General features: G+C 42.4%; 9 protein-coding genes. 2 read left to right on the top strand and 7 right to left on the bottom strand.

Features of this window, described 5'->3' with window-relative positions; genetic code table 11:
* Window positions 1-60: 60 nt before the first annotated feature.
* The gene (locus VB740_RS24340) at window positions 61-1,317 is read right to left on the bottom strand and encodes a murein transglycosylase A (RefSeq protein WP_323202449.1); all 1,257 of its coding nucleotides are present in this window, start codon (window positions 1,315-1,317) and stop codon (window positions 61-63) included.
* A 3-nt stretch (window positions 1,318-1,320) separates the two neighbouring features.
* A complete protein-coding gene (locus tag VB740_RS24335; protein ID WP_229463410.1) occupies window positions 1,321-1,575 on the bottom strand; it encodes a hypothetical protein in 255 nt (84 codons plus the stop codon).
* Between the two features lie 321 nt (window positions 1,576-1,896).
* On the opposite strand from VB740_RS24335, the gene VB740_RS24330 reads away from it, so the two are divergent.
* Window positions 1,897-3,276, top strand: coding sequence for a serine/threonine-protein kinase (locus tag VB740_RS24330; RefSeq protein WP_323202447.1), 1,380 nt, complete (start codon window positions 1,897-1,899; stop codon window positions 3,274-3,276).
* Window positions 3,277-3,329: 53 nt separating this feature from the next.
* Here VB740_RS24330 and VB740_RS24325 read toward each other — a convergent pair whose 3' ends face one another.
* The gene (locus VB740_RS24325; RefSeq protein ID WP_323202446.1) at window positions 3,330-4,244 is read right to left on the bottom strand and encodes a Tll0287-like domain-containing protein; all 915 of its coding nucleotides are present in this window, start codon (window positions 4,242-4,244) and stop codon (window positions 3,330-3,332) included.
* A 180-nt stretch (window positions 4,245-4,424) separates the two neighbouring features.
* Between VB740_RS24325 and VB740_RS24320 the strand changes: the two genes are divergently transcribed.
* The gene (locus VB740_RS24320; protein ID WP_323202445.1) at window positions 4,425-5,279 is read left to right on the top strand and encodes a phosphate/phosphite/phosphonate ABC transporter substrate-binding protein; all 855 of its coding nucleotides are present in this window, start codon (window positions 4,425-4,427) and stop codon (window positions 5,277-5,279) included.
* Between the two features lie 17 nt (window positions 5,280-5,296).
* Here the strand turns inward: VB740_RS24320 and VB740_RS24315 are convergent, their stop codons facing one another.
* The 4 genes from VB740_RS24315 to VB740_RS24300 all read right to left on the bottom strand — a co-directional run bounded on the left by VB740_RS24315 (window position 5,297) and on the right by VB740_RS24300 (window position 13,134).
* A complete protein-coding gene (locus VB740_RS24315; protein WP_323202444.1) occupies window positions 5,297-6,067 on the bottom strand; it encodes a hypothetical protein in 771 nt (256 codons plus the stop codon).
* A 727-nt stretch (window positions 6,068-6,794) separates the two neighbouring features.
* A complete protein-coding gene (locus tag VB740_RS24310) occupies window positions 6,795-9,557 on the bottom strand; it encodes a GAF domain-containing protein (RefSeq protein ID WP_323202443.1) in 2,763 nt (920 codons plus the stop codon).
* A gap of 553 nt (window positions 9,558-10,110) precedes the next feature.
* Entirely contained in the window at window positions 10,111-10,581 is a 471-nt protein-coding gene (locus tag VB740_RS24305; protein ID WP_323202442.1) for an NADAR family protein, read from the bottom strand.
* 621 nt (window positions 10,582-11,202) lie between these two features.
* Window positions 11,203-13,134, bottom strand: a complete 1,932-nt coding sequence (locus tag VB740_RS24300) for a M48 family metallopeptidase (RefSeq protein ID WP_323202441.1) — start codon at window positions 13,132-13,134, stop codon at window positions 11,203-11,205.
* Window positions 13,135-13,139: the final 5 nt, after the last annotated feature.

Here is a 13,139-nt window from a genome sequence, read left to right as displayed (position 1 = left end):
ATGCCCAATGCCCCATGCCCCATGCCCCATGCCCCATGCCCAATGCCCAATGCCCAATATCTATTCTTTGAGCAGCAAATAATATAGTGAACCATTACCGCCTGTGACGCCAGCGCGATCGCCTGCTAGTTTACCAGTCCCCATGAAATAATCCACCCGACCCGGGCCTTTGATGGCGCTTCCTGTATCCTGGTCAAGTACAAAGCGGCTAACAGTACGCCTCTCTAGTTTGCCACCACTAATAGGATAGGGAAATGAGTTGTGAATCAGTGCTAGCGCTCCTGGAGGCATAAGAGACTTATCTGTAGCAATGGAACGTTCTGCTGTTACTGGCACATGAATACTACCAGTAGCTGGTCTACCGCTTGTTTCTTGAAAGAAGACAAATCGTTCCCAACGTGGCAGGTAATTGCTCAACTCTTGGGGTTTTCCCCGGAAATAACTAATCAAACGTGGCATTGTCAACCCTTCCAGTGGAAGTTTGCCATCTTTGGCTAGTTCTTTGCCGATGCTAGTCCAAGGGTAATCAGTTCCACCTGCATAGCCAATTGATGTTGTTTTGCCATTAGTTAATTTAATTTTGGCAGAACCTTGGATATGTACCATGTATGCATCTAAGCGATCGCGGAACCAAAGCATTTCTAAACCGCGCAACTGGCTCTTATTCCCTTGTAAACCATCCTTCCCTTCCAAATCAATTCGTTTTGGGTGGGGTTTGGGCCATTTGCTGAAATCAGGTGGTAGTCGATAAAGGGGATACTTATATGTTGCAGTCTTGACACGGCTAGCGGTGTAAATAGGTTCGTAGTAAGCAGTGAACTTAACAGTACCCTTGCCATCGTTGCCTACAGACTGGTAAAAGACAAACTCTCGGCGAACAGCAGCTTGTAATTGCGCTGCTGACTTAGAACTGACAACTAGTTGGCGAAAACGTATCAAACTCCGGCGGACGCGATCAAGGGTAATTCCCTCAACTGGATAATTTTGATATGCTGCGATCGCCTCTTTCTTTGTTAGGTAAAGCAAACTGTTATCAATGGAAGCCAGCAGTGCTTTGCGATCGCCTATTTTACCCCGTTGACTCCAAAGTTGCTCATCCCAACCCAAGCAAGCGTGCTGGGGCTTACAATCGGTTCCGATAGCGATTGGTTTTAGCGGTGGCGCTATTTCAGGAGTACTTGGTACTGGCAGTGGGACATCAGGAGCTGTGGGTACTGGCAACGGCAGAAAGTTAGGAACCTGAGCAACAGCCGACCAGAGAGGGTTTACAAGGGCGATTCCCAGACTCAAGGAAAGGAAAGCAAGGGTTTTTCTCATCATTTAGTTGAATCTTTCAACACTGGAACTAAAAACGGGTTCTACCCGGATTGCTACGATCCGAGAAGGGCGTATTACCATATATTCCCCTTGAATATTTTTGATCGGCACGCTAATAAAGTCATTAGAAGCAGACTTTGGCACAAGTTCGCCGCTATACCACTTCTGAAACTCTTGAATAGTAGGAAAACGTACTTCTTCCCGGTGGCCGCTTTCCAGTAGGAGGTATACGGCATATTCATTTGCAGTTCTAGGCATAAGGTTGGATCATTTGAAAAACATTCAACCCATTGTTAACCACGTAACCCCCGAATGAAAAGGGTAAGCATACGGGAGGTGGGGAGTAGAGGATATGAGGGAGACAAGGAGAATAACTCCTCACTCAACATTCAACACTCCCAATGGTCTATGCTCCATGACTCTTGACTCCAGACGGCTAATTCTTTAATCAGTTCCTTTAGTAAAATCCTCAAAAAACTTTGAAATTTCAGCATTACCTACCTACTTTCTTTCTCGATAAACTTACCAAAGCTGGTAGTTGTGCCAAGATTAATTTGAGGACTTAAGGCTTGTGACACAATGCTAGGACAATTATTAGACGGACGTTACCAAGTCCTCCAGGTTTTAGGTGGAGGTGGGTTCGGTCAAACCTACATAGCCCAAGATACCCATCGACCAGGTTTCCCGAAATGCGTTGTCAAACACCTTAAGCCCGTCATTCGTAGCCCTGAATTTCTTGAAACTGCCAGACGGTTATTTACCAGTGAGGCAGAAACACTAGAAAAACTGGGTAATCATGACCAGATTCCTCGACTTTTAGCCTATTTTGAAGACAACCAAGAGTTCTTCTTGGTGCAAGAGTTCATTGAAGGGCATACTCTGAAAGCGGAACTTTTCCCCAATCAACCTTGGACAGAAGATCAAGTAATTCAATTACTCCAACAAGTTTTGGGTATTCTGCAATTTATTCACAGCCACAACGTTATCCATCGAGATATCAAGCCGGACAATATAATCAGGCGACAACAAGACGGTAAGTTAGTGCTGATTGATTTCGGCGCAGTCAAACAAGTCCAAACTAAACTGTTTACAGTTTCAGGGCGCACGGGGGCTACTATTATCATTGGCACTCCAGGATATATGTCTACAGAACAGGGGCAAGGTAAGCCGCGCCCCAACAGTGATATTTATTCCTTGGGTATTATTGGTATTCAATCACTGACGGGCTTACATCCTATAGACTTTGAGGAAGACCCAGATACAGGAGAAATTTCTTGGCAGCATCAGGCTAATGTCAGTTCTGAGTTGGCATCTGTGCTATCTAAAATGGTGCTACACCACTTTAAACAGCGCTATCAGTCTGCGGCTGAGGTTCTACGGGTGCTGAAGTATTTCGATACTAAAGTAGAAGCGCAATCACTTCAACCGCTATCTTCTACACAACCGCCTCAAGTTTCACTTTCTCAACAAATTTCAATTGGGTATCCACCTGCTTCTATTTTGTCTGCGGAAAGTTACAACCGCTTGGAAACAATTCTTTTAGAATTTGTTGGCCCCGTTGCCTCAAGATTACTACGACAAATTGTGGCATCAGCGCCCAACTGCGAAGAATTAATTAGTCAATTAGCCGTTCATCTTCGAGGAAATCAACAAATTGATTTTAAGAAGAAAACAATGTTTTTACTAGAGAAACCTACTTTACTACAGGAAGTTACTGCTCAGTCTGAAATTAAGTCAAATAATTTACCAAGTCAAGAATCTAAATTAATCAACGATAGTTTTGTGCATCAGTGCGAACGAGAGTTAGCTGATTTTATTGGCCCAATAGCTAAGTTCCTAGTCCAAAAAGCTGTTAAGTCTTCTGGACAGGTTTCTCGTGCAGAATTTGTGAAAATTTTAGCATCACAAATTCCCGAACCTCAAAAAGCTTTGCAATTTCAGCAGCGCTTACTTTCTTAAATTTTGACAAATTACGTAGCTTGCTCCTTGCCAGAGGCGATTATTACGAACTATTAGCCCTGATTATTCAGCATCTCCAGAGCTATTTTTAAGCTAGCTTTCATCCGATTAAATGCTTCTGCCAATCCGCCAATTTCATCATCAGAGCTTTCTTCAAAATCAGCGCTCATATCACCAATACTAACTTTTTGGGCTATTTTCTCGATTTTTCTGATGCGCTGAATCACATATTTTTTGATTAAAAAGTTAATTAAGAAAACTACGATCGCAAAAATTGTAATTAAAAGTCCCATTATCAATACCCAAGTTCGTTTGGCATTGGCAAAAATCTCTTGAGAAGGAACAGAAACTATTTGGGCAGAAACAATCTGATTAAGCTGCCAGCCAAAACCATTTTCTGAGCCATAAGTTACCAACTGACTCTTAGGAGCCTGATCTGGTGTAGAATGACACCGCAGACATTGCTGCTGTGTAATTTTAAGTGGTCGCGCAATATAAAATACTTCGCTTTTTGCCAAGTTACGAAAGCCAGTAATTTCTAAAGTATTGGGTTCGTTGCGAAAACGCTCTACAAGTTTAGTTTCAAAATTATCAGCTTTATCCGCTAAATTAGTTGGATTAAGTGTTGCATCCTTATGAAAAAAGTTTTTGTATTCTGGCTTTTTACGAAAATTCTCAAAAACCTCTTTAGAGGAAAAAGTTGGTACTACTTCAGGCATGAACGTTGGATTAGTATCTACTGTAGGTTCCAATAAGCGAACTATACGATTTTGTGTATAGTCTCTAACTGCGTTCACCATTTGGATGAGAATCTGCGCTTGGGAAGCTACTTCATTTTGTGCCCTTCCCTGAAGTACACTGGATAATGCAACACCACTACCCAAAATACTGACTATGAAAACTAATATTAAAAGTAAGTTAAATTTAGCACCTATTTTTAGGTTTTTTAACGTAATTTTGTTTAACATAACCTAACCAACGAAGGTGATATATGAGTTTGTCTAATATTTATTTATACCTTTTATAAACAATTTCAACGTATTTAAATAAATATTAATTTTTTGTTGCAATATAACCTATCTAGGCAGCAGTCAAACTTATCTAAATTAGTCTTGAAAGCCAAGTTATTTACTTAACCATAATTAGTGATGTTTTTGCGATTTCCACGTCGTTTATTTCTGTTTAATCTGCTAGGTTTAACATTTGCCGCCTGCCAATCACCGCGGGAGTTTGAGGGCACATTAACTATTGGTGTTATCAATTATGGTGGAGGCGAACAGATAATTAAGCAATATGCTAGATTTAATAATTACTTGGGCGAGAAGACAAATGCATTAATTCAGCTAGAGCCTGCTTTTAATGAAAATAGAGCAGTTGAGCGCCTTGAGGCTCGTGCTTGGTCATTGGCATTTGCTCCACCGGGTTTAGCGGCTATTGCGATCGCACGTCACCAATATATTCCCCTATTTCCTTTAATAGGTATTAATAATTTGCGTTCAATCTTCGTTGTTCGCAAGGAAAGTCCAATAACTGAATTAAAACAGCTACAAGGTAAAACAGTGGCTTTAGGTCAGTTAGGTTCAGCAACAGGATATTATTTTCCACTTTACAATCTTTTTGGTACAACGCTAGCAGAGATACTATTTGCACCCACGCCCAAAGCCGCGCTGGAATTAGTCGCCCAAGAAAAAGCGATCGCCTGTGCTGTCTCGGAGGCTGAATTGAGTCTCTACGGTTCACAGTTCGGGCCAACTGAATTTCGGATCTTATTTAAAGACCCTCACTATGTACCTTTGGGTGTGGTCTTGATTGGGCCTAATGTAGAACGTAACCGTCAAGAGTTTATCCGTAAAGTAATGAGCGAGGCCCCTTCAGATTTAGCTCAAGAAGTAGGCTATGTACCCAATGGACAAGTACCAGATTACAAATACATGATTTCTGTGGTTGATCGGGTAAGCTCAATTACTTCTGGGCTGCGAAATAAACCTGTTCGTATATTTTGATTAACATTACGCATTGATCAAAAAAACAATTTGAATCGTGCTAGTTGGTTTTGAATCGTTCCTGTGAGGATTTTATTTAGTTCTGTGGTGTCTTGGAATTGCAAAATTTGCTGTGTCGGTAAGTCGAAGGGAAATTGCCCTTCATAGTCTGGGCGTTGCATGTGCGCTAGTAAAATCTGTTCAGACCGCTTACTTTGGATGGCATAGCCAATCTCAATACAGACATTCGGGCTAGGAATTACTTGAGGAGTTTCTTTACCGTCAATACTAGCAATGGGCGTGGTGTCAGCGACAAATAACAAACTCTTACGAATTTTTCGCATGATCGTGCGGTTAATGCGTACAGTAGCATCGCTGGGGCGGGAGGATTCTACTAATGTTAGGGGAAGGCGCGATCGCAAGTTTAAACTGTCCAAACTTTTTCGCAGTTCTTCTCTGAGCGCATTAGTCGCTGCGGCATACTCGGTTTGATAGGATAAAAAAATCGTTGGTTCTAACTGAGCCAACAGCGCTTGTTTAGTGAAATAAATCTCATGACTAATTAAGTCAATGTTAGCGACGCAATAGCCGCCACTACCTTCAATATAAAATTCAATATTTTCCCCTTCCAGATAGCGACCAAACCAAGTTGATTTCTTAACTTCGTCGCTTTCTTCCAAAAAGTCCGCTCGCAATGCTGATCTCAGCAGGCTTTTTTTGCTTAAGCGAATGTCTGGCGGGCGTTTTTCCAGTTCTGGAATCGGCTCGTAATCCTGTAGATACCACGCTCTGAGCGCAATAATTGACATAAGGCGCTATTTAAACTGTTTCTCACTATTCCACTTCGTATAATCTTACACCAAGAGGAGTCCTTATCTCAGACTTCTCTTTAAACACAACAACACCCAAACCTCTACTCGCTGAACTATATCCTCTCCTTCTTTAGCCTAGCCAGGGATGTACTAACTTCCATCACTTCTGTAAACAAGTAACGAAAATCAGTGACAGCGCCCCCTAATCTTCCACATTTGAGGAAATAGCAGTTTTCGCGTTGGGTGTTGCTCTGTTTTGACGAGACAGATGTAAGTTAAACAGCGTTCTTTACCTCTTACTACATTCCACATGCAGTTCTTATATCTGCCAGGGAAGCTTATTTATTAGCTTCAATTATTAAAATATCACTTCTATATGGGAGGGATTTTTTTTGCAACTAAACTTTACTTTTAAATTCTTTTTAATCCAACTCAATACACTGCAAGCTCTGGATCATTACTAAATTTTTTCTTTAGTCTATTGTTAAAAATTTTATCATCAACCTTTTGGATGAATTTAGTAATTGCTAATTCAAATTTTAAGTTTTGAAACTAACATTTTGTAATATTCCGAAAATAAGGTACGAAATCGATTTGCATGGTATTAGTGCCATCATATAGCAATGCGATTTGATTTCTGAAATTTGCATAAGGCAAGAAGCCTCTTAGCTCCCCTGCTCCCCTGCCCACTGAGCGGAGCCGAAGTGCTGCTCCCCCTGCTCTTCTACCTTGATTGACTGTTGGTTTTGGCTGGAAGCTTGACGGGAATTTCAATCCAGAACTCTGTACCTTTGCCAGGTTCTGAAATGCACTCCATTATTCCACCATGTTTTTCGACAATAATCTGATAGCTGATTGCCAGTCCCAGTCCTGTACCCTTGCCAACAGGTTTGGTAGTGTAAAACGGGTCAAAAATCCGCTTTTTCACCTCTTCAGTCATTCCGGGCCCATTGTCACAAATCCGAATCAACAGACGAGAGTTGTCTGCTGAGATTTTAGTGGAAATGTGGATAGTGGGGATTGGGTATGGGTTGTTCCCCTTGTCCCTAGTCCTCAGTTCCTTAGCCCGAAGTCCCCCATTCCCCATTACCAAGGCATCTATGGCATTGCTGAGAATATTCATGAATACCTGATTCATTTGACCGGCATAGCATTCCACCCGTGGTATGTTGCCATAATCTTTGATGACCTCAATGCCTGAAAATTCAGAATTTGCTTTTAGCCGATGTTGTAAAATTAACAAGGTGTTATCAATGCCTTCATGCAGGTCAACACGCTTGTTTTCAGCCTCATCCAAGCGAGAAAAATTGCGTAACGATAGGACTATTGAGCGGATGCGATCGGTTCCTACTTGCATTGAGGTCATGATTTTTGGGAGGTCTTCTACCAAAAATTCAAAATCGATCGCTTTGATTGCTGCGCTAATTTCACTATGAGGGTGGGGATAGTGTAACTGGTAGAGGCGTAAAATTTCTAGCAGTTGTTCGGTGTAGTCAGTAGCGTGGCACAGATTACCGTAAATAAAGTTAACGGGGTTGTTGATTTCGTGAGCGACACCTGCTACCAACTGTCCTAAGCCAGACATTTTTTCAGTGTGAATCAATCTTGCCTGTGTTTCTTGGAGTTCATGTAAGGTATGCTCTAACTGTGCAGCTTGATTTCTGGCTTCAGTTTCGGCATCACAGGTTTGTTCGTAGAGTTGCGCTTGTTGAATAGCGATCGCAGCCTGATCTCCTAGCTGTTGCAATAAATCAATTTCTGCATCCTGCCAATCTCTGGGAGCCTCACACTCATGGGCTATTAGTAAGCCCCATAGTTCCATACCTATATTAATTGGAACTATTAAGTTTGCTTGTACTTGCAAACTCTGCAAAAACTCTCGATGACATTCACTTAAAGAAGCTGTGGTAACGTTGTTAATTGCCCGTACCCTGTTCTGAAAATATAGACGGGTATACTCATCAGGAAAGCATTCTGGTGGTGTATTCACTCCCAAAACTGACTGCCAATTGCCATTAATCTCTTCCACAATCACCGATTTACTCTTCAGTTGGAAAATCAGCACTCGGTCTGAGTTTAGCAAGGGACGGACTTCCCGGACGATGGATTGCAGAGTTGCCTGTAAGTCTAACGTGCGGCGAATATGCTCTGTGACTTGCTTGAGTAACTTGGTAAAAAGTAATGATTTTTCGAGTTCAGCGGTTTGCTCTTGCACCCGCAGTTCTAAGTTGGTATTCAGGGCTTGTACCTGTTTATACATTTGCTGCTGCTGAATTGCCATTGAGAAATGGTCGTACAAAGCTTGCGCTAATGAGATGTCTTCCGGCTTCCACTCAGGCGCTTGCCCCTTTCTTTGCTCTCGCCAAACCTCAAAGGAAAGCTGGGGTAACAGTTGTCGCTGATTTTCTTCACATCGTCCCGCCCACAAGATTTCTGTTTCAAATTCAGAGCGAAAAATGCTCAATACACCGATAAATTTTTCCCGGTAATGTAGGGGAATGACCATAAGTCCGCGAATTTGAGTAGAACGGAATGCTAAAGCCAAAACTTCCAAACGTGGTTCTTTGTAAAGGTCAGCTGTTGCCCAAATATTACCTTGTTTGCACTCAGCCATCCAGTTTTTCCATACCAGATGCTGTTCGATAATACTGCTATCTAACTGATAGGGAAGTTTCGGCTGGTCGCCCCAGGTGTATAATTCCTGACTCTGTTCAATGTAAAGCCTGCCACCTACTCCACCAAAGGCAGTAATAACTTCTTCTAGCGCCCCCTGCAATTGGATTGTCGGCAGTTTATGCAATAGTGTGGTGACTCGGTTAATAGTAGCTTCTCGCTCTTGCTTGACGCGGGCTGCGGTGAGTAAATTACTTTGAGCGATCGCGATCGCAACTTGGTCAGCAACTTGCTGCAATACTTTTAGTTCCCGCTTCAAAATCTGTCGCGGTTCCCTTTGGTGAGATACCAACAATCCCCACAGTTTAGGCTTTGCCGATTTTTCTTGGAGATCGCAATCTAAAATTGGTATTACCAACGAAGACTGCACGCCCATTGCCTTTAAGTATTCAATATGGCACGGGTCTACCTGTCGATAGTAGATATTAGTTTGTAGACGTTTGCCAGTTTCTTTTGAATGTAGAGGCGATAGCCCAATCTTCCCGTTTACCACATCCACAATCGAACGTTGCTGCGCTAATAGAAACATCTCCCTAGCTTCTTGGGGAATATCATTGACTGGGAAATGCTGCCCCAGTAAGGATGGCAGACGTTGTTCATGGATAGATTCAGCAATGACTTCACCACTACCATCAGCATCAAAGCGATATACCTTTACCCGATCTGCACCCAAAAATAAACGCACTTGGCTAACGGTAGTCGTTAATATCTCTTGCAGATCAAGCGATCGCCTGATCTGTTTTATCATCCGGTGCAGTAAACTTTCTTGGTCTAAGCTTTGTTGCAACCCGTCTGGTTTATCGGTAAATGTCATTGTCTATATACACCAGGACTGAAGTATAATTTTTTTTTATAATTGTCACTGATCACAGTTTTCAACTTCCAATGGCTTGATTCTCATCCCATTTGCAGAAATTCCTGCTACAAATGCGTTGCTCCATACATCTGTTGCAAATATTTTTGGAAATGGATCAGAGGATATTTGAAAAGTATCAGATATGTTGGTTGATTCTCGTAGCCTTTCAAAAGTATATTTTAGGGAGATATCAAACCAATTGGCATATCATTAAAGATTTTCCAAACATCCTCTCAAGTCTCAAGTTAAGAAAATTTTAATCATTGACATTTATTAATTTTATATTCTTAATCAATAAAGTATTTGAGTAATTTTACTGAAAACAAAGTCTTAGGAATTACTTTAAATTAAAAATATTTTTTCCTATTTTTGCCCATTAATTCAATTAATTAAGATTTTTCAAATAAATAACTAAATTATCGGCAACTTTTTCAAATATTTTTGGCTGGGGAATTTTACTATTCCCCGTCTAATTACTGATTTTATGTTGAATGTAACTATTTTGATTAGATTATTCGTAAATTACTGTTAAAGATTGTAATTTACGGATTTCTTCACGTACACTCATGAGGGTTTTACCGAGATGGTTTTGTCCGACTTTATTAGCACCACAGCCCCAAAAAGAATCGGTTGGGGAATTTTCAACTAAAATCTCATTGCCTGTGTTCAGGAGAACTTCTCTAATATCGGTATGAGTGAGAAACTTTTTGAGTACAGCTTCTCGCATAATTTCAGTTTTGACCAAATCCCAGTCTCGACGGAGTTGGCGAGTGCTACATCTTCCCAAAGCCGCAGCTTCTTCTGGGGTAGCGGCAGCATGGATGAGGGGTATAATTGCCGCATCTGTACTGCCGACAAACTTTTGCGCTTGATAATAATGCTCAACCGTTGGCCAGTAAATACCCTGGATGTGAATTCCGTGGAGAGAAAAGTTAGAAAAACAGCCATAAGGCTGCCAAACCTTATAAAAGTAAATGGTCATTTGAAAATTGCTCTTTTATATATTAATTTCAGGGTAGCTGAAAGATCGCACTCGCAACCCAAAATCGAGCTTGTGAAAAAGCAGGGGAGCAGGGAGCAGGGGAGCAGGGGAGAAAAGCCACGCCACTTGCGGGTGTTGCTCTCAACCCTCGAAAGAATTGGAGCAGAGGGGTGAATGGCCCACAAGGGGCAAGGTTTGTACCTTTTCCCCTGCCCCCCTGCCTTGTATCAAACAGATTCTCTCTCAGTTCATATCACTAGGGATTCTTCCCAACGACTTATAAAGATTCTCACTTCACTGCAATCCAGTCTGAACCTCACCCCGTATTTGAGGCGTGCAAACACTCTACTTCTCCTTAGCAAGGTGAGAGGTTAGGGGTGAAGTTGAAAAATTTATTTTATGTCAACGAGAACCGCTATATAAAGATTCTCAGACTTATACCGAGCTAATACTTTCGGTTAAAGGGGAAAAGGGGAAAGAAAAACTTTTAACCTTTACCCCAAACCCAATTTCAAGTTAAAAATGCTTAACCGAACAGTATTGTATACCGAGCGATCGCTCAATTCTGTAACTTCATCGGTAGTAAGTTGACACAATCAATTCAAACTATATGAAGAAAAATTAACTTCCTTGTGGAGAAGATTGTTTCTGTTTTAAAACGCCACGCTGAGGGTTTAAAAATGGGGGGATGGGACAGTCTAGCGTCATGGCGATCGCTCTTAGTAAATCTGCTTCTGGCTGTGTAACTTTGTTATCTAACAGTACTGTGTGGGCGCAGGCATCAACAATAGCTTGCTTGAGTTTGGGACTGGCAAGGCGCAGACGCTCAATACTTTTCTTGAGTTCAGTGAAATTACAGCTTAATGGTATTTCCGGTTTTTCTTGCTCTCCGGCTTTGGGAAGTCGAAAAACTCCAGAACGAAAAGCATAGGCGATATCTTCGGTGGACGCATCTGGTTGAGAGTTCCCAACACGGGCAATTACAGACAGTACTAATAGACTATCTGGCCAAATCTGTTCAATGGAGGTGAATTCTACCGTTGTAGCCGAGGTGGGATTTATACTAGGTTGGAGCCGATGCCACAGGATTAACTGCAACACAAAATGCCACAGTGACAAACTTCCAGTGGCTACAGCTAAACCGTGGACGCATTTGCACAGCCTTTGGCATTCTTTGGCAGAATTTTGACGCAATATGGGTACTGCTAAATCCACAAGTGGCAAGCGAATGCTGGGATCTAACTGGCTAATTTCGCTACTCAATTCCAGGGTTTTGTCTACCAACTCAGCAGGCTGCACCTCGCGTAACCAAGCAATTTGACGTTCTTGGATCTCGGCATTTTCCGTATGTAACGCCAGTGCAAAAGCGATCGCCATTGCACTTTCCTGCTCCCTTACACCCAAGCGCAGGGATTCTGGTAACTGCGACAACAGCGCTTGAGCATGGGCAAAATGCTCTGGTGTGACGCTTCCAACTTGGTTTACAACCTTTGCTGGCGTGGCGCTGGAACCACCAGCAAAGCCCATTGTTAAGGATTCCTGGGAAGGGGAACGCATCTGATTGCGAGATGGCATTGCTGCTAAATTGCTGACGTTCAAACCCCCAACGCGGCGAATACGTTCTGCTAACGGTGGGTGGGTAGAAAACATATCTTCCCAGAAAGAGGGATTGAGGGCGTTGCCAAAAAACATGTGGCTGGCGGCTTCTGCACCCGGCGCAATCAAACGTGAATCCATTTGTTGGAGTTTTTGGAAGACTCCGGTAAGTCCGTTAGGATTGCGAGTGAACTGTACAGCCGAAGCATCGGCGAGAAATTCACGTTGGCGAGAGACTGCGGCTTTAATCAAGCGTCCGCAGAGTAAGCCGATACCGCCAATTGCCATCAGTGCCAAGCCAAAAGCCCAGATAGGTAAACCCTTGCCTTCCTTATCTGAGCGGAAAGTATCACGAATTCGCCACAGAAATTCCCCGGTTATGTAAATGAACAAAATCCCGTGCAGTAGTCCCACTAAACGCAAATTTAGCCGCATATCTCCATTGAGAATATGACTGAATTCGTGGCCGATGACTCCTTGTAGTTCATCCCGGCTCAGGTGTTCCAAAGTTCCACGGGTAACTCCAATTACAGCATCATTGGGCGTAAATCCAGCAGCAAAGGCATTAATGCCGGTTTCTCTTTCCAGGAGATAAACTTTTGGGACAGAAATGCCAGAAGCGATCGCCATTTCCTCGACAATATTTAATAGTTGTCGCCCTTGTTCATCGGCTGTATCTGGGAGTAAGAGTCTTCCTCCCAACTCCTGAGCAATGACGCTTCCTCCTTGACGGAGACAGGCAATTTTATAGAGACTTCCTACTGCGATCGCAGCTATTGTAATCCCAGCGACGTAAAGAAATATCCCTGGATGCCACCAAACACGGGGAGCCATGCCGAACAGAAATAAAGTGGCAATATAAATCGCCATAATCATGACTGTGATCGACAGGGAAAATAATCCAATTAATTGTTGCGTATTTTGGCGTGCCCGATCCTGATGTTCAAAGAAATTCATAGACA

The sequence above is a fragment of the Nostoc sp. UHCC 0251 genome (assembly GCF_034932245.1).
Lineage (GTDB): Bacteria > Cyanobacteriota > Cyanobacteriia > Cyanobacteriales > Nostocaceae > Nostoc.
The sequence above is the reverse complement of the archived record's forward strand: the minus strand, read 5'-3'. Positions and strand labels throughout refer to the sequence as shown.

What these genes read in the sequence shown, in the direction of transcription:
- VB740_RS24340 (WP_323202449.1), bottom strand. Translation starts at nt 1,317, where the DNA reads ATGAGAAAAACCCTTGCTTTCCTTTCCTTGAGTCTGGGAATCGCCCTT.
- VB740_RS24335 (WP_229463410.1), bottom strand. Translation starts at nt 1,575, where the DNA reads ATGCCTAGAACTGCAAATGAATATGCCGTATACCTCCTACTGGAAAGC.
- VB740_RS24330 (WP_323202447.1), top strand. Translation starts at nt 1,897, where the DNA reads ATGCTAGGACAATTATTAGACGGACGTTACCAAGTCCTCCAGGTTTTA.
- VB740_RS24325 (WP_323202446.1), bottom strand. Translation starts at nt 4,244, where the DNA reads ATGTTAAACAAAATTACGTTAAAAAACCTAAAAATAGGTGCTAAATTT.
- VB740_RS24320 (WP_323202445.1), top strand. Translation starts at nt 4,425, where the DNA reads ATGTTTTTGCGATTTCCACGTCGTTTATTTCTGTTTAATCTGCTAGGT.
- VB740_RS24315 (WP_323202444.1), bottom strand. Translation starts at nt 6,067, where the DNA reads ATGTCAATTATTGCGCTCAGAGCGTGGTATCTACAGGATTACGAGCCG.
- VB740_RS24310 (WP_323202443.1), bottom strand. Translation starts at nt 9,557, where the DNA reads ATGACATTTACCGATAAACCAGACGGGTTGCAACAAAGCTTAGACCAA.
- VB740_RS24305 (WP_323202442.1), bottom strand. Translation starts at nt 10,581, where the DNA reads ATGACCATTTACTTTTATAAGGTTTGGCAGCCTTATGGCTGTTTTTCT.
- VB740_RS24300 (WP_323202441.1), bottom strand. Translation starts at nt 13,134, where the DNA reads ATGAATTTCTTTGAACATCAGGATCGGGCACGCCAAAATACGCAACAA.